24 protein-coding genes and 1 pseudogene are annotated in these 24784 nt (G+C 76.3%); 19 read left to right on the top strand and 6 right to left on the bottom strand.

All coding sequences use genetic code 11. The annotated features are described in order from the left end of the window. On the top strand, positions 1–665 hold a 665-nt coding region (locus IF37_RS0105550), incomplete at its 5' end, for a glycoside hydrolase family 75 protein (protein ID WP_030737006.1). Between the two features lie 22 nt (positions 666–687). Here the strand turns inward: IF37_RS0105550 and IF37_RS0105545 are convergent. From IF37_RS0105545 to dhaL (IF37_RS0105530), 4 genes are all read right to left on the bottom strand, one after another. Further along, positions 688–1098: a PTS-dependent dihydroxyacetone kinase phosphotransferase subunit DhaM gene (locus IF37_RS0105545; protein WP_030737005.1), complete on the bottom strand. Its 411-nt coding sequence runs from the start codon at positions 1096–1098 to the stop codon at positions 688–690. Continuing rightward, positions 1091–1699, bottom strand: coding sequence for a dihydroxyacetone kinase subunit DhaL (dhaL, locus tag IF37_RS0105540; RefSeq protein WP_030737003.1), 609 nt, complete (start codon positions 1697–1699; stop codon positions 1091–1093). The genes IF37_RS0105545 and dhaL (IF37_RS0105540) overlap by 8 nt, the downstream gene beginning before the upstream one ends. A gap of 67 nt (positions 1700–1766) precedes the next feature. Then, the gene (dhaK, locus tag IF37_RS0105535; protein ID WP_030737001.1) at positions 1767–2759 is read right to left on the bottom strand and encodes a dihydroxyacetone kinase subunit DhaK; all 993 of its coding nucleotides are present in this window, start codon (positions 2757–2759) and stop codon (positions 1767–1769) included. A 703-nt stretch (positions 2760–3462) separates the two neighbouring features. After that, a complete protein-coding gene (dhaL, locus tag IF37_RS0105530) occupies positions 3463–5181 on the bottom strand; it encodes a dihydroxyacetone kinase subunit DhaL (RefSeq protein ID WP_030736999.1) in 1719 nt (572 codons plus the stop codon). A gap of 348 nt (positions 5182–5529) precedes the next feature. Between dhaL (IF37_RS0105530) and IF37_RS0105525 the strand changes: the two genes are divergently transcribed. The 5 genes and pseudogenes from IF37_RS0105525 to IF37_RS0105505 all read left to right on the top strand — a co-directional run bounded on the left by IF37_RS0105525 (position 5530) and on the right by IF37_RS0105505 (position 8831). Further along, a complete protein-coding gene (locus IF37_RS0105525) occupies positions 5530–6495 on the top strand; it encodes a GlxA family transcriptional regulator (protein ID WP_030736998.1) in 966 nt (321 codons plus the stop codon). Between the two features lie 105 nt (positions 6496–6600). Beyond that, positions 6601–7599, top strand: a complete 999-nt coding sequence (gap, locus tag IF37_RS0105520; RefSeq protein ID WP_030736997.1) for a type I glyceraldehyde-3-phosphate dehydrogenase — start codon at positions 6601–6603, stop codon at positions 7597–7599. Between the two features lie 131 nt (positions 7600–7730). Continuing rightward, positions 7731–7916: pseudogene (locus IF37_RS41600) on the top strand (DapH/DapD/GlmU-related protein); the annotation flags it as partial. Between the two features lie 13 nt (positions 7917–7929). Then, positions 7930–8364 carry a TetR/AcrR family transcriptional regulator gene (locus IF37_RS0105510; RefSeq protein WP_063886360.1) on the top strand — a complete coding sequence of 145 codons (435 nt, stop codon included), beginning with the start codon at positions 7930–7932 and terminating at the stop codon, positions 8362–8364. Between the two features lie 125 nt (positions 8365–8489). After that, complete coding sequence (locus IF37_RS0105505) at positions 8490–8831, top strand: DUF3040 domain-containing protein (protein ID WP_030736995.1); 342 nt, start codon at positions 8490–8492, stop codon at positions 8829–8831. Between the two features lie 216 nt (positions 8832–9047). On the opposite strand, the gene IF37_RS0105500 is transcribed toward IF37_RS0105505, so the two are convergent. Both IF37_RS0105500 and IF37_RS0105495 read right to left on the bottom strand, forming a co-directional pair. Next, the gene (locus IF37_RS0105500) at positions 9048–9611 is read right to left on the bottom strand and encodes a hemerythrin domain-containing protein (protein ID WP_030736993.1); all 564 of its coding nucleotides are present in this window, start codon (positions 9609–9611) and stop codon (positions 9048–9050) included. A 102-nt stretch (positions 9612–9713) separates the two neighbouring features. Continuing rightward, on the bottom strand, positions 9714–10607 hold the full coding sequence (locus IF37_RS0105495; RefSeq protein WP_030736991.1) for a polysaccharide pyruvyl transferase family protein: 894 nt from the start codon (positions 10605–10607) through the stop codon (positions 9714–9716). A gap of 469 nt (positions 10608–11076) precedes the next feature. Between IF37_RS0105495 and IF37_RS0105490 the strand changes: the two genes are divergently transcribed. From IF37_RS0105490 to IF37_RS39035, 13 genes are all read left to right on the top strand, one after another. Continuing rightward, on the top strand, positions 11077–12084 hold the full coding sequence (locus IF37_RS0105490) for an NAD-dependent epimerase/dehydratase family protein (RefSeq protein ID WP_030736989.1): 1008 nt from the start codon (positions 11077–11079) through the stop codon (positions 12082–12084). A gap of 33 nt (positions 12085–12117) precedes the next feature. Further along, positions 12118–13752, top strand: coding sequence for a carbamoyltransferase C-terminal domain-containing protein (locus IF37_RS0105485; RefSeq protein WP_030736986.1), 1635 nt, complete (start codon positions 12118–12120; stop codon positions 13750–13752). Continuing rightward, positions 13749–14744 (top strand): glycosyltransferase family 2 protein, encoded by a 996-nt coding sequence (locus IF37_RS0105480; RefSeq protein WP_030736983.1) that lies wholly within the window; start codon positions 13749–13751, stop codon positions 14742–14744. The genes IF37_RS0105485 and IF37_RS0105480 overlap by 4 nt, the downstream gene beginning before the upstream one ends. Then, positions 14741–15682 carry an HAD-IIIA family hydrolase gene (locus IF37_RS46560; protein WP_079165564.1) on the top strand — a complete coding sequence of 314 codons (942 nt, stop codon included), beginning with the start codon at positions 14741–14743 and terminating at the stop codon, positions 15680–15682. Before IF37_RS0105480 ends, IF37_RS46560 begins: the two co-directional genes overlap by 4 nt. Then, on the top strand, positions 15679–16689 hold the full coding sequence (locus IF37_RS0105470; RefSeq protein WP_030736977.1) for a glycosyltransferase family 9 protein: 1011 nt from the start codon (positions 15679–15681) through the stop codon (positions 16687–16689). The genes IF37_RS46560 and IF37_RS0105470 overlap by 4 nt, the downstream gene beginning before the upstream one ends. Continuing rightward, positions 16686–17648 (top strand): glycosyltransferase, encoded by a 963-nt coding sequence (locus IF37_RS0105465; RefSeq protein WP_030736974.1) that lies wholly within the window; start codon positions 16686–16688, stop codon positions 17646–17648. The genes IF37_RS0105470 and IF37_RS0105465 overlap by 4 nt, the downstream gene beginning before the upstream one ends. Further along, on the top strand, positions 17645–18877 hold the full coding sequence (locus IF37_RS0105460) for a glycosyltransferase (protein WP_030736972.1): 1233 nt from the start codon (positions 17645–17647) through the stop codon (positions 18875–18877). Before IF37_RS0105465 ends, IF37_RS0105460 begins: the two co-directional genes overlap by 4 nt. Next, entirely contained in the window at positions 18874–19668 is a 795-nt protein-coding gene (locus tag IF37_RS39040; RefSeq protein WP_079165563.1) for an SIS domain-containing protein, read from the top strand. The genes IF37_RS0105460 and IF37_RS39040 overlap by 4 nt, the downstream gene beginning before the upstream one ends. Further along, the gene (locus IF37_RS0105450) at positions 19665–21092 is read left to right on the top strand and encodes a PfkB family carbohydrate kinase (RefSeq protein ID WP_030736968.1); all 1428 of its coding nucleotides are present in this window, start codon (positions 19665–19667) and stop codon (positions 21090–21092) included. Before IF37_RS39040 ends, IF37_RS0105450 begins: the two co-directional genes overlap by 4 nt. A 236-nt stretch (positions 21093–21328) precedes the next feature. Further along, complete coding sequence (locus IF37_RS0105440) at positions 21329–22327, top strand: glycosyltransferase family 9 protein (protein ID WP_030736966.1); 999 nt, start codon at positions 21329–21331, stop codon at positions 22325–22327. Further along, on the top strand, positions 22317–23261 hold the full coding sequence (locus IF37_RS0105435) for a glycosyltransferase family 2 protein (RefSeq protein WP_030736964.1): 945 nt from the start codon (positions 22317–22319) through the stop codon (positions 23259–23261). The genes IF37_RS0105440 and IF37_RS0105435 overlap by 11 nt, the downstream gene beginning before the upstream one ends. Continuing rightward, positions 23258–24178, top strand: a complete 921-nt coding sequence (locus IF37_RS0105430) for a glycosyltransferase family 2 protein (RefSeq protein ID WP_030736961.1) — start codon at positions 23258–23260, stop codon at positions 24176–24178. Before IF37_RS0105435 ends, IF37_RS0105430 begins: the two co-directional genes overlap by 4 nt. A gap of 138 nt (positions 24179–24316) precedes the next feature. Then, entirely contained in the window at positions 24317–24766 is a 450-nt protein-coding gene (locus tag IF37_RS39035; protein ID WP_063886359.1) for a hypothetical protein, read from the top strand. Positions 24767–24784 lie beyond the last annotated feature (18 nt).

Here is a 24784-nt window from a genome sequence, read left to right as displayed (position 1 = left end):
CCGCCCTGCTCGCCCCGGCGGCGCTGCCCGCCCCCGCCACCGCCGTCCCGCCCCCCCAGCGGCCCGCGGCCCGTGGCGAGGGCGAGGTCACCGCCGCCGACCTCCTGGCCCGGGCGGGCAGGTGCAGGCAGATCTCCCGCGGCCGGTACCGCACGGACGCGGACAGCCGCGCGACCGTCCGCGTCTGCGGCACCCGCGACGCCGTGTTCTGGAAGGCCGACCTGGACATCGACTGCGACGGCCGGCCCGGCAGCCGCTGCAACCGCCGCACCGACCCGCTGTTCGCCGCCACCACCGCCTTCCAGCAGTCCGACGGCCGCCAGCTGAACTCCGAGACCCTCCCCTACATCGTGGTCCCGGCACCCGGCAGACGCTGGGCCTTCGGCGCCTCCGGCGTACGCGGGGGCACCGTGGCCGCCGTCGTCTACCGCGACCGGGTGCAGTACGCGGTCGTCGGCGACACCGGCCCGCACGACATCATCGGCGAGGCCTCCTACGCCACCGCGCGCGGCCTCGGCATCCGCCCCGACCCGCGCGACGGCGGGGTCCCCTCCGGCGTGACCTACATCCTCTTCCGGCACTCCGGGGCCGGCGCCATCGAGGACCGCGAGGCGACGGTGGCGGAGGGAAAGCGCCTGGCCAGACTCTTCGTCGGCGACCACTGACCGGTCCCGGCGACGGACCGCGTCACACCTTCCGGTAGTCGTACGCCTCCGCCGCCGCGGCCTCGACGGCGTCCAGGTCGGCGCCCGTGGCGGCGGTGACCACCGCGGCCACCGCCCCCTCGACGAACGGCGCGTCCAGCAGCCGCGAACCGTCCGGCAGTTCGCCACCCTCGGCCAGCAGCGCCTTCACCGTGAGCACCGCGCTGCCCAGGTCGGTGAGGACCGCCACCCCGGCCCCCCGGTCCACCGAGGCCGCCGCGGCGGAGATCAGCCCGGCGCTGGTACCGAGCCCGCCGCCCTCGGTGCCGCCCGCCGGGGCCACCGGCACCGGGGCCGAACCGCCCGCCAGGCCCTTGGCCAGCTCGGCGACCGAGGCGGCCACCTGCGCGCTGTGCGACACCAGCACGATCCCGACCAGCCTGTCCTCACTCACCGTCCGCCTCCGCCGTGTCGGCCAGCGCGGCGATCAGCAGCGCCGACGAGGTCGCCCCCGGGTCCTGGTGGCCGATGCTGCGCTCGCCCAGATAGCTCGCGCGCCCCTTGCGGGCCCTGAGCGGTGTGGTGGCCGCCGCACCCTCCTGAGCGGCGGCCCGCGCGGCGGCGAACCCCGTGCCGAGCGCGTCCACCGCGGGCACCAGGGCGTCGATCATGGTCTTGTCGCCGGGCGCCGCCCCGCCGAGTTTCATCACCGCGTCCACCCCCGCGCGCAGCGCGGCGGCCAGCTGTTCCGGGCCGGCCTCGGGGGCGTCCCCCAGTTCCTTGCCCGCCCGGCGCAGCAGCGTCCCGTAGAGCGGTCCGGACGCACCCCCCACCGTCGAGATCAGCTGCCGCCCGGCCAGGGTCAGCACGGCGCCCGGGGTGTCCGGCGCCTCCTTGTCCAGGGCGGCCGCCACGGCCGTGAACCCGCGTTGCATGTTGCTGCCGTGGTCGGCGTCCCCGATGGCCGAGTCGAGGGCGGTGAGCCGCTCCGCCTCGCGGTCGACGGACGCGGCGGCCGTCGTCATCCAACGACGGAAGAAGTCGGCGTCGAGCACTGGATCTCCTCGCGTGGTAGGACCGTCGGCCGTACGGCCGGACCGGTGACCGGCTGCTCCTCGAAGATCACATGCCCCAGCGCAGGGCCGGGGTCCTCACCGGCGCGTCCCACAGCCGCAGCAGCTCCTCGTCGGCCTGGCACAGCGTCACCGAGGCACCCGCCATGTCCAGGGAGGTGACGTAGTTGCCGACGAGGGTGCGGGCCACGGCCACGCCGCGTTCGCGCAACACCCGCTGGACCTCGGCGTTGAACCCGTACAGCTCCAGCAGCGGGGTCGCGCCCATGCCGTTGACCAGCACCAGGACCGGACTGCGCGGCGGCATGTCCTCCAGGACGACATCGACCGCGTAGTCGGCGATCTCCCCGGAGGTCATCATCGGCCGCCGCTCCCGGCCCGGCTCGCCGTGGATGCCGATGCCCAACTCCAGCTCGCCCTCCGGTAGGTCGAAGGTCGGGCTGCCCTTCGCCGGGGTCGTACAGGCACTGAGGGCCACGCCGAAGCTGCGGGAGTTCTCGTTGACCCGGCGGCCGACGGCCTCCACGCGCTCCAGCGGCTGCCCCTCGGCCGCCGCGGCACCGGCGATCTTCTCCACGAAGAGCGTCGCGCCCGTACCCCGCCGGCCGGCCGTGTAGAGGCTGTCGGTGACCGCCACGTCGTCGTTGACGAGCACCTTGGCGACCTGTATGCCCTCGTCCTCGGCCAGCTCGGCCGCCATGTCGAAGTTGAGCACGTCACCCGTGTAGTTCTTCACGACGAACAGGACCCCCGACCCGCTGTCCACGGCCGCCGCGGCGCGCGCCATCTGGTCCGGCACCGGGGAGGTGAAGACCTCGCCGGGGCAGGCGGCGGCGAGCATGCCCGGGCCGACGAAACCGCCGTGCAGCGGCTCGTGCCCGGAGCCGCCGCCCGACACGAGCGCGACCTGCCCGGCCACGGGGGCGTCCCGGCGGACGATCACCCGGTTCTCCACGTCCACGTTCAGGTCGGGGTACGCGGCCGCCAAACCGCGCAGCGCGTCCGCCACGACCGTCTCCGGGACGTTGATCAGCATCCTCATGAGGTCTCCTCGTGAGCGTAACCTTGGGCCCTTGACCTGCGCCTTCACAGGTCCGAGGCGTAACGGGCGGTTCTTGGCCCCGGCGGTTTCGTGCCGTCGGAGGCGGAGTGCACGGTGCGGGGACTGCTGCTGTCTCGTGGCCGGCCGCGGTGACGCGACGTCAGGGGCCGACGGCCGCCCGACGGAGGTGGCCGCCCGTCCCGTCTATTGGCAGTATCGACCCAGTGGCAGCGAAGGTCACCTGCGACCGTCCGGCTCCCGGCGGGGGGCGGCCACCGGGCGGACGCTCCTCGCGCCGCTGTACGGCAGGCCGCCGCGAGGCCCGGCGGGCGTGGCCGCCCCTTGTTCCGGGCGGACCCGTCGGCGCCGTCGAAGATCCCCACGAGCGCGGAAAACACCAGCTCAGAGCATTACCGCCGACGCGCGGACGGAAATCCTTGCCGACGGGTGGCCCGCTGTCATCTGAATGCAGTAAAGAACGTTTCACGGGCACGATGACTCAGACGTCCGGCGTGCCGCGCGCCCCCTCGGGAACCGCGCTCCCGCTCCCCGGTGCCGGCCGACCCGCCGGCCGCCCGGACGCGGCAGGGCGCGGATCCCCGGGGTGCCGGCCACCGCCCCGCGGGCACGCCCCCGCGCCGGGCGAGGTCGGCGGCGACCCGGTCCCCCCCGCCCCGGATCGCGTACGTCCGCCCGTACCGGCTCATCCGGCCGGCGGCACCGCCGAGTCGTCCGGCGTGCGCACGGCGTCCGCCAGGGCCGTCAGCCAGACGGCCACGGCGACGGCTCCCGGGTCGGGGCAGCCCACCGCGCGTTCTCCCAGGTAGCTGGAGCGGCCCCGGCGCGGGACCAGATCGGCGGTGGCGTTCGCTCCCCGGTGCGCCGCCTCGGCCGCCCGGGCCAGGGCCTCCGCCCCCGTCGCGCCGTCGGCGACGGCCTTCTCGGCCGCCCGGGCCGCCGGGACCAGCGCGTCGAGCATGGTGCGGTCGCCGACCGCGGCCCCCCCCAGCTCCGCGACCGCGTCCGCCCCTTCGGACAGCGCCCCCGCCCAGACGGCCGGGGTGACGCCGGTGCCGTCCGCCTGGTCCAGGACGGCCGCCGCGCGCAGCAGCAGCGCGGCGTACAGAGGGCCGGACGAACCGCCGACCGCCCGCCGCACGGTGCCCGCCAGCGCCCGCAGGACGGTGCCCGGGGCGGCGCCGTAGTCCCGGCACTCGTCGCGCACCGCCCTGGCCCCCCTCGCCAGGCTGATCCCGAGATCGCCGTCGCCGACGCGCCGGTCGAGGGCGGTGAGCCGCGGCTCGGCCTCCTCAAGTGCCCCGCACACGGCCAGGATCGGGGCGCTCAGGTACGCGGGGAGCGCCGCGCCGGACCGCTCGGGGCCGGGCGCCACGGGCCGGGGCAGCCGGGGCGCGGTGCCCGGCACGGAGTCCCGGTGGGCGGCGGGCCAGGCGGGGGCGAGGGTCGGCGCGTCCAGCAGGCGCAGCCGCTCGTCGTCGACCTTCATCAGCGTCAGCGAGCAGCCGGGCATGTCCAGGGCGGTGAGGAAGTTCCCGCACCACATGCGCTCCAGGCGCAGCCCGTGCTCCGCCAGGTACGCGGCCGCCTTGCGGGAGACGATGGCGAGTTCCATCACGGGGGTGCCGCCCAGTCCGTTGACCAGCAGCGCGACCCGGTCGCCCCGGACCAGTGCGAGATCCGCGAGGATCCGCTCGAGGAGGTGCTCCACGAGGTCGTCCGCCGGCCGGACCGGTCCGCGCTCCACGCCCGCCTCGCCGTGGATGCCCAGACCGAGTTCGATCTCGGAGGGCCCCAGCTCGAAGCCGGCCCGCCCGGCCGCGGGGACCGTGCAGCCGTCCAGGCCGACGCTCATGGTGCCGATGTCCGCGGCCGCCCGCGCGGCCTCCCGCGCCACGTCCGCCAGGGACGCTCCGGACGCGGCGACGGCCCCCGCGATCTTGTGGACCAGCACGGTGCCCGCGACGCCCCGCCGCCCCGTGTGGGTGTCGGCGGGCAGGGAGACGTCGTCCGCCACCACCGTCATGTCCACGGGGATGCCCTCGGCGCGCGCCAGCTCCGCCGCCAGCCCGAAGTTCAGCCGGTCGCCGGTGTAGTTCTTGACCACGAGCAGGACGCCCGCGGGCCCGCCCACCGCGCGGATCGCCGAGAGGACGGCGTCGACGGAGGGGGAGGTGAAGACCTCTCCGCTGACCGCCGCCGTGAGCATGCCCGCGCCCACGTAGCCGACGTGCGCCGGTTCGTGCCCGGCACCACCGCCGGAGACGACGGCCACGTCCGCCGTCCGCGTCTTCCGCACGGCCACCGCCTCGCCGTCCAGGAGCACGGCCTCGGGGTTGCCGAGGACGAGCCCTTCCAGCATCTCGGGCACCACGTCACGGACGTCGTTGATCAGCTTCTTCACGCCTGAAGTCCCCCTTCTCCACGCGGCCGTCCACCGCGACGGCGCGGGTCCGCGGCGCCTGGCCCCTCGCCCCGGCGCCGCGGGAATCGTGAACAGCGTTCCATGGTCCTGAACCGGTCACAAGGTTTGTTCGTCACTCGCTCAGAATGTCGCGTGCGACACCGGCCGGGGCGCAACGACAAGGGTTGTTCGGGGTACGGGGGGAGTCGGCTGTGCCGGGCGGGGCGCGTCCACGATCATGGGAGGGGTCCGCGCGGTCGACGCCCCACCGCGGAGTGCTCCCGCACGGAGGCGGCGGATCTCCGGATCGTCCGGGCTCGGGAAGGCTCACGCGGAGGAGAGCTGAGCATGCGTCACACCCAGGCGGCCCGCCCGCACCGGGTCGCGGTCCTGGTGCTGGCCGGGGCCAAGCCGCTCGACGTCGGCATCCCCGCGCAGGTGTTCACGACCCGCGCCAGCATGCCCTACGAGGTCCGGGTGTGCGGCGCGGCGCCCGGACCGGTCAGCGGCGGGGACGGCCTGTCCTACCTCGTCGAACACGGCCTCGAAGCGCTGGCCTGGGCCGACCTGGTCTTCGTCCCCGGCTACCGGTTCCCGGACCGCGAGGACCCGCCGCGGCCCGTCCTCGACGCCCTGATCGCCGCCCACCACCGGGGCGCCCGGCTCGCCGCCATCTCCACGGGCGCCTTCGCCCTCGCCGCCACCGGCCTGCTCGACGGCAAGCGCGCCACCACCCACTGGCACTACGCCCGGGCGCTGGCGGCGAAGCACCCCGGGGTGAAGGTCGACGAGAACGTCCTCTTCGTCGACGAGGGCGACGTGCTGACGTCGGCCGGCGCCGCCTCCGGCATCGACCTGTGCCTGCACATCCTGCGGGGCGCACTCGGGGTGGCCGCGTCCAACCACGCCGCCCGGCGCCTGGTCGCGGCCCCCTACCGCAGCGGGGGCCAGGCGCAGTACCTGCCGCGCAGTGTGCCCGAGCCACGCGGGGAGCGGTTCGCCGCCACCCGGGAGTGGGCCCTCGGCCGGCTCGACGAGCCGCTCACCCTGGAACTCCTCGCCCAGCACGCGGGCGTCTCGACGCGCACCTTCTCCCGGCGCTTCGTCGAGGAGACCGGATACACCCCCATGCAGTGGGTGATGCGCGCCCGCGTCGACACGGCCCGCGAGTTGCTCGAACGCTCGGAACGCGCGGTCGAGAGGATCGCCGCCGACGTCGGCCTGGGTACCGGCGCCAATCTGCGACGGCACTTCCAGCGCATCCTCGGCACCTCGCCGATCGAGTACCGGCGCACGTTCACCCGGGGGTCGTGAGGCGTCCGGCCCCCTGACCCGATCCTTGCGGATGATGGCGATCCAGCCGCTGGTACGGGTACCGGGCCCGTGGAAACCTCGCAGGGAACCGAAGGGACAGTACTCATGACTCGCATCGCCATCAACGGATTCGGCCGCATCGGCCGCAACGTGCTGCGCGCGCTGCTCGAGCGCGACAGCGCCCTCGAAGTCGCCGCCGTCAACGACCTGACCGACCCCAAGGCCCTGGCGAAGCTGCTTGCCTTCGACACCACGGCCGGCCGGCTCGGCCGCCCGGTGACCGTCGAGGGCGACGAACTCCTGGTCGACGGCCGCCGCATCAAGGTGCTCGCCGAACGCGAGCCGGCGCGGCTGCCGTGGGGCGAGCTGGGCGTCGACATCGTCCTGGAGGCCACCGGCCGCTTCACCGCGGCGAAGGCCGCCCGCGCCCACATCGACGCGGGCGCCAAGAAGGTGCTGGTCGGCGCCCCGTCGGACGGCGCCGACGTCACCCTCGCGTACGGCGTCAACACCGACGCCTACGACCCGGCCGCGCACACGATCGTCTCGAACGCGTCCTGCACGACCAACGCGCTGGCGCCGCTGGCCTCGGTCCTCGACGAACTCGCGGGCATCGAACACGGCTTCATGACGACGGTGCACGCCTACACCCAGGAGCAGAACCTCCAGGACGGCCCGCACCGTGACGCCCGCCGCGCCCGCGCCGCCGCCGTCAACATCGTCCCGACCACCACCGGCGCCGCCAAGGCGATCGGCCATGTGCTGCCCAACCTCGACGGCAAGCTGTCGGGCGACTCGATCCGCGTCCCGGTGCCGGTCGGCTCGATCGTCGAGCTCAACACCAGCGTCGCCCGGGACGTGACGCGGGACGAGGTGCTGGCGGCCTACCGCGCCGCGGCCGAGGGCCCGCTCGCGGGCATCCTGGAGTACTCCGAGGACGACCTCGTCTCCTCCGACATCACCGGCAACCCGGCCTCCTCGATCTTCGACGCGCAGCTCACCCGGGTCGACGGCCGCCACATCAAGGTGGTCGCCTGGTACGACAACGAGTGGGGATTCTCCCACCGCGTGGTCGACTCCCTCGAACTCCTCGCCGCCAACTGAACCCGGCGGTCCAACGGGCGGGTTCGGGCGGTCACCCCGGCCGTCCCCGCCCGTCCGCGTGCGTACCGCCGCCCGGCGCGATCCGTCCCCGCGGCGGAGCACCCGCACGCGACCCGCCAGGAGCGTACGTTCAGCTGGAGGCCGCACGCCCGATCATCATCGGCGACAACGTCTGGCTCGGCGGCGGGGTCATCGTCTGCCCCGGGGTCACGATCGGCGACGACGCCGTCATCGGCGCCGGAGCAGTGGTCACCAGGGACGTGCCCGCCGGCGTCGTCGCCGTCGGCAACCCGGCCCGCCCCGTCCGGACCCTCTGAGGGCACCGCGCTCATGGCCACCGGGCACACCGACCCGCGGCGGCGCGAGCGGATCCTCGCCGCCGCGCTCGAGCTGATCGCCGAGGAGGGGGTCGTGGGGGTCTCGCACCGCAAGGTCGCCACCCGCGCCGACGTGCCCCTCGGGTCGACGACCTATCACTTCACCGGCATGGACGACCTGCTGCGCCAGGCCTTCACCCGCTTCGCCGACCACATCGTGGCCGTCTTCGAGCGGCGCCTCGGCCGGGCCGAGACCCCCGACCCCGCGCGCCAACTGGACGCGCTGATCGAGGGGATGACCCTGCACCGGGCCCTCGACGACGTACCGCACGACCGCGCGCTGACCCGCCGGGCGGTGGACCGCGTCACCGCGGGATGGCCGACGCCGGCCGGTCACACCGGCAGCAGCGGCTCGGGCACGGTGCCTCCGCACGGGCGGACGACGTGACCCGGTGTCCTCCATCGTGAACCGCGCCCGGTTCTCCCGGCGGCCGGCGCCGCATCAGCCGGGGCGTCGGGGGAACCCGGTCGCCCGGAGCCCCCCGGCTCCCGACCGGAGGAGGTGCCGACGCCGTGGACGAGCGGAAGATGTGGCAGCACGACGAGGTACGGATGTCAGCGCGCGAGCGGCTCGCGCTGTTGCAGATCGAGGCGAACCTACGGCAGGACCGGCGGTTCGCGCGCCGCATGGGTGCCGCCCGCCGCCCGGGCCTGCTCCCGGCGGCGGTGCTGCTGCTGGGACTCGCGTCGGTGTTCGTCGCCGTCATGGGCATCCGCACCTCCCAGCCCGCGCTGCTGTGGTGTTTCGCGGTGCTGTGGCCGCTGACCCTCTTCCAGGCGTTCCGGCTGCTGTGCCGGGCGGCCCGCCCCCGCCCCCGGCCGCAGCGCGGTGCCCGGGTCACCCCTTGGCTTTGACCTCCCGGCTCTGCCCCCGGGCTCCTGTCCCAGGGCGCTGAACCCTTCCGCCGTGGACCGGAGCCCGGACAGCACGATGCCGTCCGGCCCGTACGCGTACGGCCCGGACGGCATCGTGCTGTGGGGGCGTGCCGGGAGAGCCGACACCACAAGGGCGTAGCCGGCATCACAAGGGCGGGGGCGGGGGACGGCCCCGTCAGCCCCACCCTGCCCCGGTCAGCTCTCCTTGCCCCGGCCCGACAGGGCGTCGCGCATCCGGTCGACCAGGCCGGCGCCCGGAGCCAGCAGCTTGTTGGCCGGGGGCTTGTCCGGCGCCATCGGGTGCGGACGGGTCGGCGCCATCGACTTCGCCCGGCGGACCTTGTCGCCCAGGTCCATCAGCGCGTCCGCCGGACACACCGACTCCAGCCGGGGAAAGAGGTTCTGCTCCTCGTCGGTCACATGGGACCGGATCTCGCTCATCAGCCGCGTCATCAGCGTGTCGAACCGGGGATCGTCCGCCTGGCACCCCTCCAGATCCTTCATGATCTGCTCGGCCTGGGCATGGTCCTCCAGCTCCTTGTCGGCCAGGGCGGCTCCGCCCGGCACGTGCTCGCGCACCGCCGGGTACAGATACGCCTCCTCCGCGACCGAGTGCCGGACCAGCTCGATCGTGACCTGGTCGCAGAGGTCCTTGCGCTCCGCTGAGCCGGGCGGCAGTGCCTCGATGCGGCCGAAGATCTCCTCGACCTCACGGTGGTCGGTGGTCAGCTCCTGGATGACGTTTCCGCCGTGACCCATGGTCGTTACCTCCTGCGATGGAACGCGGCGGCCCGGGAACGGCCAGCCGTCGGCCGGCCGAGTGCCCCGGGCACGGCGCGCTACACGGTCCGCCGCACGGAGTCAGCGGATCGAGTGGCGGGCGGCGGCCGACCGGCCCGCCCCGGACAGCGCCCACTCCCACCAGTGGTCCAGCATCCGCGCGGACAGCGCCTCGGCCGCCACCAGCGCCGGCCAGCCGGCGGCCCTGGCCTGCGCGCTGACCTTCGCGCCGCCCGCGACCGGGTCGACGGCGATCACCGGGGTGCCGGTGCGCAGCCCGAGCACCAGACCGTGCAGGCGCGTGGTGACGACCACGTCGAAGCGGGCGACGAGGGCGAGGAACTGCTCGGCGGTGGCGCACAGCCGCCAGTCGTCGGTGGCCAGCCGGGTCTCGGCCGGTACCGGGGCGCAGTCCTTGCCGGCCAGCCAGCCGGTGATCCGCTCGTTCACCTCCGGGTGCCGGCGGCGCGACCCGTACTCGCCCTGCCCGGCCGAGAGCACCACCCCGGCCACCGGCGGCACCGGGCCCACCGGGGCGCCGGCCGCGAGATCCCGGCGGGCGGGAGCGGGGGTGCCGTCCCGGGCGACGACCGCGTGGAAGCCCGTGGCCGCGGGATGGGCCGGGTCGACCACCGAGACCCCGGCCGCCAGTCGTCTCAAGGACCTGAATCTGACATGCAGGTCGGCCACCTGCCGCCCGTGCACCGGACCGCACACGAACAGCAGCGTGTCGTACGCGCCCGGGTCGGCTGTCTCCAGCGACAGCGCCCCGGGCCGGAAGCCGGGGCTCCACGCCGTGTCGTGCGGGATGCCGGCCCGGGCCAGCTCGGCGGACATGTGCTGCTGGGCGAGCACGTCCCCGGCCGTCGCCTCCCCGTCCCGGAAACTGAACCAGCCGGTGAGCAGCAGCCGCGCCGGGGGCCGGCCGGGGGCTATCAGGGCGCGCAGCACGGCTGCCGGGACATCGTGGTGCATGGGGTCTCCAGCGTGCTGTACGGGATGGCCGGAGTCGCGCGAGTACCCATGGTTCCGGACAATAAGAGTCCAACGTGTGAAACCAACTGGCACGGGAACCCAGGGTGCCAGTGCCGTCCAGCCAGCGGCGGCAGACCAGGGCGGTCCCGGACGATCGCGGGACCCGAGGCCCTGTCCTCCCCCTTCCCGGCGGGCCGACGACGTCGGTCCCGGTGGCGCGGCACGCGCCGGACCCCTACGTGCGTTCCGGCGCGCGGACCGTCGCGTCCGGTCTCCCGCACGTATCCGTGGACCCGCCCGGTCCCTTCCACCTTTCCGACCCCTTCCACCTCTCCGACCGGGTTCTCCGCCCGGGTTCGCCGCCGCCACGCGCCGTAAGGCACCGATCCGGCGCTTCCGGGGACGCGGACGACGGACGACGGACGGCGTACGACAACGGACGACGAAGGACGACGAAGGAGTAGCCCCCATGACTGGTGACACACCGTTCCCTTGGCGGCGCGCCCTCGTGACCGGCGGCGCCGGCTTCCTCGGCTCCCACCTGTGCGAACGGCTGCTGGATTCGGGCGTCGAAGTCGACTGTGCCGACAACCTGGCCTGCGGCCGGCAAGAGAACGTCGCGCACCTGGAGGACCGGCCCGGCTTCCGCTACGCGCACTGCGACGTCTCCGCGGCCGACTGCGCGGGGCTGCTCCCCGGTCCGTACGACCTCGTCCTGCACTTCGCCTGCCCGGCCTCGCCCGCCGACTACCTGCGCATGCCCCTGGAGACCCTGGCCGTGGGCAGCTCAGGCACCCGCAACGCGCTGGCGATCGCCGAACGCGACGGCGCCCGCCTGCTGCTCGCCTCCACCTCCGAGGTCTACGGCGATCCGCAGGTGCACCCGCAGCACGAGGGCTACTGGGGCAACGTCAACCCGGTCGGTCCGCGCAGCGTGTACGACGAGTCCAAACGGTTCGCCGAGGCCCTGGTGACCGCGCACGCCGGCACCAGGGGGACGAACGCCGGGATAGTCCGGCTGTTCAACACCTACGGCCCGCGCATGCGCACGCACGACGGCCGGGCCGTGCCCACCTTCATCTGCCAGGCCCTGGCCGGCGAGCCGCTGACGGTCACCGGTGACGGCAGCCAGACCCGCTCGCTGTGCTACGTCGACGACACCGTGGACGGCGTCCTGCGGGTCGCCGGGAGCAGATCCGTGCGGCCGGTGAACATCGGCGGCAGCGACGAGATCACCGTCGCCGAGCTGGCCCGCCGGGTGGTCGCCCTCACCGGCTCCCGCTCCCCGATCGCGTTCGTCGACCGGCCCGTCGACGACCCCGGCAGGCGTCGCCCCGACACCACCCTCGCCCGCGAACTGCTCGGCTGGTCGCCGCAGGTCCCCTGGGAGGAGGGCCTGAAGCAGACCATCGCCTACTTCGCGGCCCTGCCCCCGGAACCGGCCCCGCGCGCACCGGATCCCGCCCCGCACTCCTGACCCCCCGCCCGTCCCCGGCCCTGGAGACAGCGCATGCACGTCCTCGGTATCAACGCACTCTTCCACGACCCCGCCGCCGCCCTGATCACCGACGGCACGGTCGTGGCGGCGGCGGAGGAGGAGCGGTTCTCCCGCCGCAAGCACGGCAAGCGGCCCCTGCCCTTCTCCGCCTGGGAGCTGCCCGAGCAGTCGGCCCGCTGGTGCCTGCGGCAGGCCGGCCTCACCCCGTCCGACCTAGACGCCGTCGCCTACTCCTACGACCCCGGGCTCGCCCGCCCCGCCGAGCGGCTGGGCCTGGACGACCCCTGGGACCACCTGCGCCAGCAGTACGCCCGCGAGGCCCCCGGCTTCCTCGCCGAGGCCCTGCCCGGACTCGACCCGGCCAAGGTGCGGTTCGTCCCGCACCACATCGCGCACGCGGCCTCCGCCGGGCCCGTCTCGCCGTACCCGGACTGCGCCGTGCTCGTCCTCGACGGCCGCGGCGAGTGCGGCTCCCACCTGGCCGGCCGGTACGTCAACCGCGAACTGACCGTCCTCACCGCCCAGCAACTCCCCGACTCCCTCGGCCTGTTCTACGAGGACCTCACCCAGCACCTCGGATTCCTGCGCAGCAGCGACGAGTTCAAGGTCATGGCGCTCGCCTCCTACGGCACCCCGCGCTTCGCCGAACGGCTGCGCGCCCACGTCCACGCCGACGACCGGGGCGGCTTCACGGCCCGCCCGGTGCCCTGGGCCGAACTCGTCCCGCCGCGCCCGGCCGGCGGCGCCTGGAACCAGGACCACGCCGATCTCGCCGCCAGCGCCCAGCTCTGTCTGGAGGAGACCGTGCTGGCCCTCGCCCGCTGGCTGCGCGCGCGCACCGGTGAGGACGCGCTCGCGCTGGCCGGCGGCGTCGCCCTGAACTGCGTGGCCAACACCCGGCTCTGGCGCGAGAGCGGATTCGCGCACGTGTGGGTGCAGCCCGCCGCGGGCGATGCCGGTACCGCCCTGGGCGCCGCCGCGCACGTCGCCGGGGAGAAGGACACCCTGGAACCGATGCCGACGGCCGCCCTGGGACGCGGCTGGAGCGACGCCGAGCTGCGGGCGTGGCTGGAGCGGGCGGCCGTACCGTACGAGGAGCCCGCCGACGTCGCCGAGACAGCCGCCGAGGCCCTGGCCGCCGACGGGATCGTCGCCTGGTTCCAGGGGCGCAGCGAGTACGGACCGCGCGCCCTCGGACACCGGTCCCTGCTCGCCCACCCCGGCCGCGCGGCGAACCTGGAACGGCTCAACGCGGTCAAGGGCCGGGAGGAGTTCCGGCCCGTCGCGCCCATGGTGCTCGCCGAGCGCGCCGCCGAGATCTTCGACGGGCCGCTGCCCAGCCCCCACATGCTGTTCGTGCACGACGTGGCCGCCGACTGGAAGGCGCGCATCCCGGCCGTGGTGCACGTCGACGGCACGGCCCGCATCCAGACCGTGGACCGCGCCCGGGAACCCCTGGTGGCCCGGATGATCGAGGGCTTCGAACGGCGCACCGGCCTGCCGGTGGTGGTCAACACCAGCCTGAACACCGCCGGGCGGCCCATGGTCGACGATCCCCGCGACGCCCTGGAGTGCTTCGGCTCGGCCCCCGTCGACCTGCTGGTGCTCGGCCCGTTCGCGATCCGCCGCGGGAAGGCGTTCGCATGAGCGACGCACCCGCCTACACCGTCGTCGTCCCGACGATCGGCCGGCCCTGTCTCGCCGAGTGCCTGCGCGCGCTCGTCGCGGCGGCGGACCACCCGCCGCACGAGGTGGTCGTCGTGGACGACCGGCCCGCGCCCGACGGCGGCCTGGCGCTGGAGACGGCCGGGCAACTGCTCGACCGGGTGCGCACCCTGCGCACCGGGGGCCGGGGCCCGGCCGCCGCCCGCAACGCCGGCTGGCGGACCGTCCGTACGCCCTGGACGGTCTTCCTGGACGACGACGTCCAGGTGCTGCCGGACTGGTCCCGGCGGCTCGCCGCGGACCTGCGCGCGGCCGGGCCCGACGTCGGCGGTGTCCAGGGGCGGTTGCGGGTCCCCCTGCCCCCGGACCGCCGGCCCACCGACTGGGAACGCACCACCAAGGGCCTGGAGAACGCCGCCTGGGCCACCGCCGACATGGCCTACCGCACCGAGGTGCTGAAGCGCACCGGCGGCTTCGACGAACGCTTCCCGCGGGCCTTCCGCGAGGACGCCGACCTCGCCCTGCGCGTGCGGCGGGCCGGCTGGGCCCTGGTCCGCGGCGAGCGGGTCACCCGGCACCCGGTCCGCCCGGCCCACTGGTGGGCCTCGCTGCCCGCGCAGCGCGGCAACGCCGACGACGCGCTGATGAACCGGCTGCACGGCCGGGACTGGTGGGACCGCGCCCAGGCACCCCGCGGCCGGCTGCCCCGCCACCTGGCGGTCACCGGCGCCGCACTGGCCGCCGCCTCCTGCGCCCTGTCCGGGCGGCGCCGGGCCGCGACCGCCTGCGCGGCCCTGTGGGCGCTCGGCACCGCCGAGTTCGCCCTCGCCCGCATCCTGCCCGGCCCGCGCACCGTCCGGGAGATCGCCGGGATGCTCGGCACCAGCGTGCTCATTCCACCCCTCGCCGTACGGCACTGGATGCGCGGCGCCGTCCGCCACCGGCACGCCGAACCCCTGGGAGGTGCCGCGTGACGACCGTGTCCGCCGTCCTGTTCGACCGCGACGGCACCCTCGTGGCGGACGTGCCGTACAACGGCGACCCCGACCGGGTGCGGCTGCTGCCGGGCGCCGCGGAGGCCGTCGCGCTGGCCCGGTCCCACGGCCTGGCCACCGGCGTGGTCAGCAACCAGTCCGGCATCGGGCGCGGACTGCTCACCGCCGAGCAGGTGCGCGCCGTCAACGCCCGGGCCGATGCGCTGCTGGGCGGCCTGGACACCTGGGTGTTCTGCCCGCACGCCCCCGAAACCGGCTGCCCCTGCCGCAAGCCCGGTCCCGGCCTGATCCGCACCGCCGCCGCCCGGCTGGGCGTACCGCCCGCCGCGTGCCTGGTGATCGGCGACATCGCCGCCGACGTACTGGCCGCCCGGGCGGCCGGCGCCCGGGCCGTACTGGTGCCCAACGCCGCCACGGCACCGGCGGAGGTCGCCCGCTTCGCCGGCCAGAGCGCCCCCGACCTGCTCAGCGCGGTCCGCACGGCCCTGATCCCGACGGAACCGGGTCCTCCGGACGGCGAGTGGGTCTCGTCGTACGGAGAGCGGGTTTCCTCCTACGGCGAGTGGGTTTCCTCGGACGGCGAGGCGCCGTCGGACCGGGTTCCGCCGTCCCCGCCGGACGTGCCGCCCCCGCCGGGCGTGCCCTGCGCGCCCGATGCGGCGGGGCGGGCCGGTACGGGGGGAGCCCCCGGGCGTGGCGCGAGGGCGGGCCGGGCTCCCGCGTCGTCGCCGGGCGCTGCGGGGGACCGGGTCCCGCCGTCGTCGCCGGGCGCGGCGGTCCCCACCCGGTCGCGGACGCTCCGGCCGGCCGTGGCGGGGGACCGGGTTGCGCCGTGCGGGCCGGGCGCGTCGGCTTCCGCCGTGGCGGGGGCCGGCCGGGAGGGCGCGAGCGGTCCCGCGGGGAGGTGGTCGCGGTGAGGTCCCTCGTCGTCCGCCTCGACAGCTTCGGCGACGTGCTGCTCGCCGGCCCCGCCGTACGCGCCGTCGCCGCCCGCAGTACGCACGTCACCCTGCTGTGCGGCCCGCGCGGCGCGGACGCCGCCCGGCTGCTCCCCGGCGTCGACGAGGTACTGGTGTGGGAGGCGCCCTGGGAGGGCTTCGACCCGCCCCCGGTCAGCCCGGCGGACATCGAGGCCCTGCTCGGGCGGTTGCGCGCCGGTGCCCACGACACCGCGCTGATCCTCACCTCCTTCCACCAGAGCCCGCTGCCCACCGCGCTGCTGCTGCGGCTGGCCGGCGTCGGCCGGATCGGTGCCGACAGCGCCGACCACCCCGGCCGGCTCCTCGACGTACGCCACCGCCGGAGGGACGGCCGGCACGAGGCGGAGGCGGCCCTGGACACCGCCGCCGCCCTGGGCTTCCCGCCCCCGCCCGGCGACGACGGACGCCTGCGCGTGCTCCCGCCCCCCGACACCGGCCACCTCACCGGCCGCGGCCCCTACGTCGTCCTGCACCCCGGCGCCAGTGCCCCCGCCCGCGCCTGGAGCCCCCACCGCTGCGCCGAAGCCGTCACGCTGCTCGCCGACGCGGGGCACCGCGTGGTCGTCACCGGCGGCCCCGGCGAGACCGCCCTCACCCGGCGGGTCGGCGGCGACGTCGCCGTGGACCTCGGCGGCCGGACCAGCCCGCGCACCCTCGCCGGCGTACTGCGCATGGCCGACGTCGTGATCAGCGCCAACACCGGCCCCGCCCACCTCGCCGCCGCCGTCGGGACCCCGGTCGTGTCCCTGTTCGCACCGGTCGTACCGGCCGAGCGCTGGGCACCGTACGGCGTCCCCGTCATCCTGCTCGGCGACCGGTCGGCGCCGTGCGCGGACACCAGGGCCCTCGTCTGCCCGGTGCCCGGCCACCCCTGCCTGGACGAGGTCACCGGACAGGACGTGGTGCGCGCGGTCCACAAGCTCATCCAGGAGCGGCACTCATGAACATCCTCGTCTGGCACGTGCACGGGTCCTGGCTCACCGCCTTCGTGCAGGGCCCGCACACCTACCTCGTCCCGGTCACCGAGGACCGCGGACCCGACGGCCTCGGCCGGGCGGTGACCTGGGACTGGCCGCCCTCCGTGCGGGAACGCACACCGGAGCAACTGCGGGACGCCGACATCGGCCTGATGGTCCTCCAGCGACCGCGCGAACTCGACCTCGCCCGGCGCTGGACCGGCCGCCGCCCCGGCGTCGACGTGCCCGCCGTGTACGTCGAGCACAACAGCCCCGACGAGACACCCGAGCGGCAACTCCACCCGCTGGCCGGCCAGTCCCGCATCCCGGTCGTGCACGTCACCCACTTCAACCGGCTGATGTGGGACAACGGCCGGGCCCCGACCGAGGTCGTGGAGCACGGCATCCCCGACCCCGGCCACCGGTGGACCGGCACCGAGCGGCGCGCGGCCGTCGTCGTCAACGAGCCCGTGCGCAGGGGCCGTACGACCGGCACCGACCTGCTGCCCCGGTTCGCCCGGTCCGCGCCCCTGGACGTCTTCGGGATGCGCACCGCGGGACTCGCCGCCCATCTCGGCCTGCCACCCGAACGCTGCCGTGCCCGGGACCTGCCGCAGCACGCGCTGCACCGCGAGATGGCCCGGTGCCGCCTCTACCTGCACCCCGTGCGCTGGACCTCGCTCGGCCTGTCGCTGCTGGAGGCCATGTTCCTCGGCATGCCCGTGGTCGCCCTGGACACCACGGAGGTCCGGGAGGCCGTACCCGAGGGCGCCGGAGTGGTCTCGAACCGACTCGACGTACTGGAGGACGCCGTACGCGCCTTCCTCGCCGACCTCGGGCTGGCCCGCCGCACCGGCGCGGCGGCCCGGGCCGCGGCCCAGGCCCGCTACGGAGAACGGCGCTTCCTGGACGACTGGGAACGCCTGATCAAGGAGGTCACCCGATGAGCCGCATTCCGCACACGGCCGGGAGCGTCGCCATGGTCTCCGAGCACGCCAGCCCGCTGGCCGCGCTCGGCGGGCCGGACGCGGGCGGCCAGAACGTGTACGTGGCGCAGACCGCCCGGCAGCTCGCCAGGAAGGGATACCGGGTCACGGTGTACACCCGGCGGGACTCGGCGGGCCTGCCGGACCGGGTGACCCTCATCGACGGCGTACAGGTGGTGCACGTGCCCGCCGGGCCGGCCGAGCCCGTCCCCAAGGACGAACTCCTGCCGCACATGGCCGAGTTCGGGCGCTTCCTGGCCCGGCAGTGGGCCGCCGCCCCACCCGACGTGGTGCACGCCCACTTCTGGATGTCCGGTCTGGCCGCCCTGGCCGGCGCCCGCGGCCTCGGCATCCCCGTCGTGCAGACCTACCACGCGCTCGGCACCGTCAAGAAGCGCTACCAGGGCGCCGCCGACACCAGCCCGCCGCAGCGCCTCGCCGTCGAGGAGGCCATCGGCCACGAGTGCGCCCGGATCATCGCCACGTGCAGCGACGAGGTGGCCGAACTGAAGGCCATGGGGCTGCCGGAGGACCGGATCAGCGTCGTGCCCTGCGGTGTCGACCCCGACCAGTTCGCGCCGCTCACCCGCCCGCCCCGGCCCGGTGCCCGCAGGCGGCTGCTGGCCGTCGGCCGGCTCGTGCCCCGCAAGGGCTTCGACCGCGCCATCCGCGCCCTCGCCGGCGTCCCCGACGCGGAACTCCTCGTCGTCGGCGGCCCCGAGGCCGACCTGCTCGGCTCCGAGCCCGAAGCCGCCCGCCTCCGCGCCGTCGCCGGCGAGTACGGGGTCGCCGACCGGGTCACCCTGCTCGGCGGGGTCGGCCGGGCCCGGATGCCCCGGCTGATGTCCAGCGCCGACCTGGTGCTGTCACTGCCCCTGTACGAACCCTTCGGCATCGTCCCGCTGGAGGCCATGGCCTGCGCCACGCCGGTCGTCGCCACCGCGGTCGGCGGCCAGCTCGACACGGTCGTGGACGGCACCACGGGCCTGCTGGTCCCCGCCGACGACGACTACGACCTCGGCGCGGCCGTCCGTGCTCTCCTCGCCGACCCCGGCCGGCTCGCCCGGTACGGCGCCGCCGGCCGCGACCGGGTGCTCGCCCACTACACCTGGGACCGGGTCGCCGACGGCCTCGCCGGGGTGTACGGCGCCGTGTCCTCGATCCGCTCGCTCCGGGGAGTCGTCCGATGAAGACCGTCACCGACACCACGCACTGCGACGACCTGGCCAAGGCCCTGGAGGCGTTCCGCGACCACGCCCCCCTCATCGAGCGCTGGGGCACCGGCCTCGCCCGGCGGCTGGGCTCGGGCGCCCGGCTGCTCGTCGCGGGCAACGGCGGCAGCGCCGCCCAGGCCCAGCACCTCACCGCCGAACTCGTCGGCCGCTACCGCGACGACCGGCCGCCGTTCTCCGCGGTCGCCCTGCACGCCGACACCTCCTCCACCACCGCGATCGCCAACGACTACGGCGTCCAGGAGGTGTTCGCCCGGCAGACCGCCGCCCACGGCCGCCCCGGGGACGTGCTCCTGCTGCTGTCCACCAGCGGCGCCAGCGCCAATCTGCTGGCCGCCGCCGAGCGCGCGCACCGGCTGGGCATGACCGTGTGGGCGCTGACCGGACGGTCCCCGAACCCGCTCCAGCTCGGCGCGGACGAGGCGGTGTGCGTCGACGCCCCCGTCGCCGCCACCGTCCAGGAACTCCACCTGGTCGCCGTGCACATGCTCTGCGAGGCCTTCGACCAGGCCGTGGCGCGCGGCACGGCCGACCGGCCCGCCGACGGCGCGGCAGGCTCCGGCGAACCGGCTGCCGACGGCAGGCCTGGTGCGGACGGCAGGCCCGGCGCGGGCGGCAGACCGGGTGTGGTCGGCCGGCTGGTGGGCCGCGCTCGCACCGTCGGCCGGACCCCGCCCGGCCCATCCGGCGCATCCGGCGCACCGGGCTCAGCTGGTGCCCCCGTGACGCCCGGGGAGGGACACGCATGACCGGCTCGCCAACGCCCCTCGTCGTCGTCGGCGACGCCCTGCTCGACCACGACCTGTGCGGCCGGGCAGAACGGCTCGCCCCGGACGCGCCGGTCCCCGTCGTGCACGGCACCCGGCGCAGCTCCCGCCCCGGCGGCGCGGCCCTCGCCGCCTGCCTCGCCGCCGCCGACGGCCGCCCCGTCACCCTGGTCACCGCCCTCGGCGCCGACACCGCCAGCGACACCCTCCGGGAGCTGCTGGCCGACCGGGTCGCCCTGGTCGAGGTGCCCCTGGAGGGCACCCTGAGCAGCAAGACCCGGGTGCTGGCCGGGGACCGGCCGCTGCTGCGCCTCGACGACGGCGAGGGCCGCGCCCGCGAGGCGACTCCCGGGGCGGTGGCCGCGATCGCGGACGCCCGGGGCGTACTCGTCGCGGACTACGGGCGGGGCACCGCCGACGTGCTGCGCGAGGCGCTGGCCCACACGGCGGCCCCCGTCGTCTGGGACCCGCACGTGCGCGGGCGGCCCCCGGTCCCCGGCGTCCGCCTGGCCACCCCCTCGGCCCAGGAGGCCCGCGCCTTCGCCCGGCAGCTGGACGCGGACGACGAGGCGGCCGGCGACACGGCCGGACTGCGCACCGCCGCCCGGGACGCCCGCACCCTCGTCCGGGCCTGGCGGGCCCAGGCCGTCTCGGTGACCCTCGGCGAGCGCGGCGCCCTGCTCTCGTACGGCGAGAGCCCGCTGCTCGTGCCCACCCCGGCCGCCGCCACGGGCGATCCCTGCGGCGCGGGCGACCGGTTCGCCGCCGCCGCGGCCGGCCTGCTCGCCGACGGCACCCTCACCGAGGCCGCCGTCCAGGGCGCCGTGCACGCCGCCACCCGCTACGTCGCCGAGGGCGGCGCCCGCGCGGTCGCCGTCGCGGACCGGCAGGAGACGGCCGCCGAGCCGGTGGCCGACGGCGACACCACCGCGGACGCCGTGCGCACCGCCGCCCGGGTCCGGGCGGCGGGCGGCACCGTCGTCGCCGCCGGCGGCTGCTTCGACCTGCTGCACGCCGGGCACGTCGCCCTGCTCCAGGCCGCCCGCCGGGCCGGCGACTGCCTCGTCGTCTGCGTGAACTCCGACGCCTCCGTGCGCCGCCGCAAGGGCGACGGCCGGCCCGTCGTCCCGGCCGCCGACCGGGTGCGGGTGCTGCGCGCCCTGGAGTGCGTGGACGCCGTCGCCGTCTTCGACGAGGACACCCCCGAACGCATCCTCGGCGAACTCCGCCCGCACATCTGGGCCAAGGGCGGCGACTACGCCCGCACCCGGCTGCCCGAACAGCCCCTGGTGGAGAGCTGGGGCGGACAGGTCCTGCTGCTGCCCTACCTCGACGGCCGCTCCACCACCGGCCTGGCCCGCCGCGCGGCCCTGGCCCCCACCCCCGCCCCGGGCCACACGAAATGACCGCCCCCGCGACGGTCCCGGGTCGTGTGGTGGACGAGCTGGCCGTCCCGGCGGCGGTTCCGGGCCGTGTGGCGGAAGAGGTGACCGCTCGCACGCGCCCACGCCCCCACCCACCGGAACGGCCCACCTCCGCTCACCCCCCGCCCGCAGACTCCGGGACGAACGCCTCCGCGACGAACGCCTCCGGGACGAACGGCCCCGCGGTGAGCGGCCCCCACCCACAGGAGGATCCCCCGGTGACCACTGAGCACCCCCCGAGCACCCCGTGCCTCCTGGTGCTGCGCGCCCTGGGCCTCGGCGACCTGCTGGCCGGCGTGCCCGCGCTGCGCGGCATCCGCCGTGCCTTCCCCGGCCACCGGGTCGTCCTCGCCCAGCCGCCCGGCCTCACCGAACTCGCCCTGGCCACCGGGGCGGTCGACGCCGTGTTCCCGGCCGAGGCGCCCGGCCGCGCGGTGCCGGTCCTCACCCACTGGCCCGGCCCGCCCCCCGACATCGCCGTCGACCTGCACGGCAACGGCCCCGAGAGCCGCGACGCCCTGGCCGCGCTGCACCCGCGCCGGCTGCTCGCCCACGCCTGCCCCGACGGACCGCCCCGGCCGGACCACGCCAACGAACGGGACCGCTGGTGCGCCTTCCTGCGCGGCTACGGCATCCCGGCCGACCCCGCGGACCTGCGGCTGCCCCCGCCCGCCACACGGTCCCCGGCCCCGGGCGCGGTCGTCGTGCACCCCGGCGCGGCCTCGGGCTCCCGCCGCTGGCCCGCGGAGCGGTTCGCCGCCGTCGTACGGTGCCTGCGCGCCGCCGGGCACCACGTCGTCCTCACCGGCGGCCCCGGCGAGGACGCCCTGGTCCACGCGGTCGCCGAACGCGGCGGCCTGCCCGGCGGCGACGTGCTCACCGGTGGTCTGCCGTACGGGCGGCTGTCCGCACTGGTCGCCGAGGCGTCCCTGGTGCTCAGCGGCGACACCGGCCTCGCCCACCTCGCGGTGGCCCACGGCACCCGCTCCGTCACCCTGTTCGGCCCCGTCTCACCGCGCCTGTGGGGACCACCCCCGAGCCCGGACCACCTGGCCCTGTGGAAACCCGGCCCGCCCGGCGACCCGCACGGCCGCACCCCCGACACCCGTCTGCTGCGCATCGGCACCGGTGAGGTCGCCGCGGTCTGCCTGACGCTGTTGCGGGAGGTCCGCGGCCGGAGCCGGCGGCCGGGACCGGAGGTGGCGCATGCCGGCTGAGCACGCCGTGGACCGCACCCGGGACCCGGCCCGCACGGGCGGTCCACGGGTGACGGTCGCCGTCATCACCCGCGACCGTGCCGCCAGCCTGCTGCGCACCCTGGACGCGCTCGCCGCGCTGCCCGAACGGCCGCCGGTCGTCGTCGTCGACAACTCCCGTGACGACACCACCCGCCGGACCGTGGCCGGCCACCCGGCGATCACCCGTCTGCTGCGGCCCGCCCGCAACACCGGCGCCCTCGGCCGCAACCTGGCCGCACGGCACGCCCGCACCCCCTACGTCGCCTTCAGCGACGACGACTCCTGGTGGGAGCCGGGCAGCCTCGCCCGCGCCGCCGGCCTCCTCGACCGGCACCCCCGGCTCGGCCTGCTCGCCGCCCGCACGCTGGTCGGCGACGAGGCCGCCGAGGACCCGCTCAACGCCCAGCTCGCCGCCTCCCCGCTGCCGTCCGAGCCGGACCTGCCCGGCCGCCCGGTGCTCGGCTTCCTCGGCTGCGCCTGCGTGGTCCGCCGGGACGCCTTCCTCGGCGTCGGCGGCTACCACCCGCTGCTCTTCTTCGGCGGCGAGGAGACCCTGCTCGCCTACGACCTGGCCGCCGCGGGCTGGGGCGTCGCCTACGACCCCGCCCTGTGCGCCCGCCACCACCCCGAGGACCACGGCCGCACCGGCCGCTCCGCCCTCGTCCGGCGCAACCACGTCCTCACCACCTGCCTGCGCCGCCCCTGGCCGGTCGTCCTGCGCGCCGGCACCGACCTCGCGCTGGCCGCCGCGACCGGCCGCCCCGGGGCGCGCCGCGCCCTGCGGGAGACCGCCGTCCGGCTCCCGGCCGCGCTCGCCCGCCGCCGCGCCCTGCCCCCGCACGTCGAGCGCGCCGCCCGCCTGCTCGACCGGAAGGCGCCGGCCGGACGCCCACCGGAAGGCACCCCGCCATGACCCGTACCGACCCCGCCCCCGGCCCCGACGACCGCACGACCGTCGTCCTGATCACCCACAACCGCCGTGACGAACTGCTGCGCACCCTCGCCCTGCTGCGCCGGCTGCCGGAACGGCCGCCCGTGATCGTCACCGACAACGGCTCCCGCGACGGCACCGCCGAAGCCGTCGCCCGGGACTTCCCCGAGATGACCCTGCTGCGCCCCGGCCGGAACCTGGGCGCCATCGGCCGCAACCTGGCCGTCCAGCGGGTCCACACGCCGTACGTCGCCTTCTGCGACGACGACACCTGGTGGGAACCCGGGAGTCTGCGCCGGGCCGCCGACCTGCTGGACACCCGGCCCCGGCTGGCCGCCGTCACCGCGCGGATCCTCGTCGAACCGGGCGGCACCGAGGACCCGGTCGTCCGCGAGCTGTGCGAATCCCCGCTGGCCGGCCCCGACTGGCTGCCCGGACCCGCGCTCGGCTCCTTCCTCGCCGCCGCCACCGTGCTGCGCACCGCGGCCTTCCGGGCCGGCGGCGGCTTCCACCCCGGGCTGTGGCTCGGCGGCGAGGAGGAACTGCTCGCCTGCGACCTGCTGCGCCAGGGCTGGTGGCTCGCCTACGCCGGGGAACTCACCGTCCACCACCACGCCTCCCGGCTGCGCGACAGCACCGCCCGCCGCGTCCTCGGCATCCGCAACACCCTCTGGTTCACCTGGCTGCGCCGCCCCCTGCTGCCCGCCCTGCGCCGCACCGGGCACCTCCTGCGGACCGTGCCCCGGGACGCCGCCTCCGCCCGCGCGTTCGCCCACGCCACCGCCGGACTCCCGTGGGTGCTGCGCCAGCGCGACCCCGTACCACCGCACCTGGAACAGCGGCTCGCCGCGCTGGAGCGCGCCCGCCGCGACTCACCCGCACGGCGGTACGTCGGCTGAGCGGCGCGCGGTAGGACACGCCCCCGACACGTCGTCGCGTCCGGCATCCGGCCGGGGGCACAGTGAAACTCCCGGTCGAGCGGCGGCCGGCCGATCCCTCCGCCCGCCGTTCCGCCCCGCCCAGGAAGCCCGTTCGCCATGGAAATCGGCCAGCCGCCCCCTGCCCGCGTCCGCCCGGGCGGACCCGCCCCGCTCCTCCTGCGCACCGTCCGCGAGCACCGCGCGGAACTCGGCGGAATCAGTGTCCTGACCGCCCGCGGCGCGGTCGACACGCACAACGCCGGACGGTTCGGCGAGGCCCTCGCCGAACGCCTCGCCCACTCCGGGCGGACCGGGGAACACCCCCTGCCGGACCTCACCGAGGCGTTCCTGGCCTGCGCCGACGCGGTCCGGGCGCTGGACGGCGCGACCGCCGCCCTCGCCGGCTCCGGCCGCGTCCTCCACGTCGTACAGCCCCGGCCGCACGTCCGGGAGACCCTGACCGCGGCCCGCCCTGCCGGGAATCCGCGTGCACGCCACCCCGGAGGCCGCCCTGCACGCCCTCGCGACTGCCGGGCTGGCGCGGGCGGAGACCGGCGGCCCCGGTGAGCGGTCCCGCCGCCGAGG

The organism is Streptomyces sp. NRRL S-31, from assembly GCF_000718775.1.
In the GTDB taxonomy this organism is placed as follows: Bacteria; Actinomycetota; Actinomycetes; order Streptomycetales; family Streptomycetaceae; genus Streptomyces.
Note: the sequence above shows the minus strand (reverse complement) of the source record. Positions and strands in the feature narration are given on the sequence as shown.

Coding starts and splice junctions, on each gene's coding strand:
- IF37_RS0105490 (WP_030736989.1), top strand. CDS start 11,077: ATGACTGGTGACACACCGTTCCCTTGGCGGCGCGCCCTCGTGACCGGC.
- gap (WP_030736997.1), top strand. CDS start 6,601: ATGACTCGCATCGCCATCAACGGATTCGGCCGCATCGGCCGCAACGTG.
- IF37_RS0105430 (WP_030736961.1), top strand. CDS start 23,258: ATGACCCGTACCGACCCCGCCCCCGGCCCCGACGACCGCACGACCGTC.
- IF37_RS0105450 (WP_030736968.1), top strand. CDS start 19,665: ATGACCGGCTCGCCAACGCCCCTCGTCGTCGTCGGCGACGCCCTGCTC.
- IF37_RS0105480 (WP_030736983.1), top strand. CDS start 13,749: ATGAGCGACGCACCCGCCTACACCGTCGTCGTCCCGACGATCGGCCGG.
- IF37_RS0105500 (WP_030736993.1), bottom strand. CDS start 9,611: ATGGGTCACGGCGGAAACGTCATCCAGGAGCTGACCACCGACCACCGT.
- dhaK (WP_030737001.1), bottom strand. CDS start 2,759: ATGAGGATGCTGATCAACGTCCCGGAGACGGTCGTGGCGGACGCGCTG.
- IF37_RS0105485 (WP_030736986.1), top strand. CDS start 12,118: ATGCACGTCCTCGGTATCAACGCACTCTTCCACGACCCCGCCGCCGCC.
- IF37_RS0105465 (WP_030736974.1), top strand. CDS start 16,686: ATGAACATCCTCGTCTGGCACGTGCACGGGTCCTGGCTCACCGCCTTC.
- IF37_RS0105525 (WP_030736998.1), top strand. CDS start 5,530: ATGCGTCACACCCAGGCGGCCCGCCCGCACCGGGTCGCGGTCCTGGTG.
- IF37_RS0105510 (WP_063886360.1), top strand. CDS start 7,930: ATGGCCACCGGGCACACCGACCCGCGGCGGCGCGAGCGGATCCTCGCC.
- IF37_RS39040 (WP_079165563.1), top strand. CDS start 18,874: ATGAAGACCGTCACCGACACCACGCACTGCGACGACCTGGCCAAGGCC.
- IF37_RS0105495 (WP_030736991.1), bottom strand. CDS start 10,607: ATGCACCACGATGTCCCGGCAGCCGTGCTGCGCGCCCTGATAGCCCCC.
- IF37_RS39035 (WP_063886359.1), top strand. CDS start 24,317: ATGGAAATCGGCCAGCCGCCCCCTGCCCGCGTCCGCCCGGGCGGACCC.
- IF37_RS0105460 (WP_030736972.1), top strand. CDS start 17,645: ATGAGCCGCATTCCGCACACGGCCGGGAGCGTCGCCATGGTCTCCGAG.
- IF37_RS0105435 (WP_030736964.1), top strand. CDS start 22,317: ATGCCGGCTGAGCACGCCGTGGACCGCACCCGGGACCCGGCCCGCACG.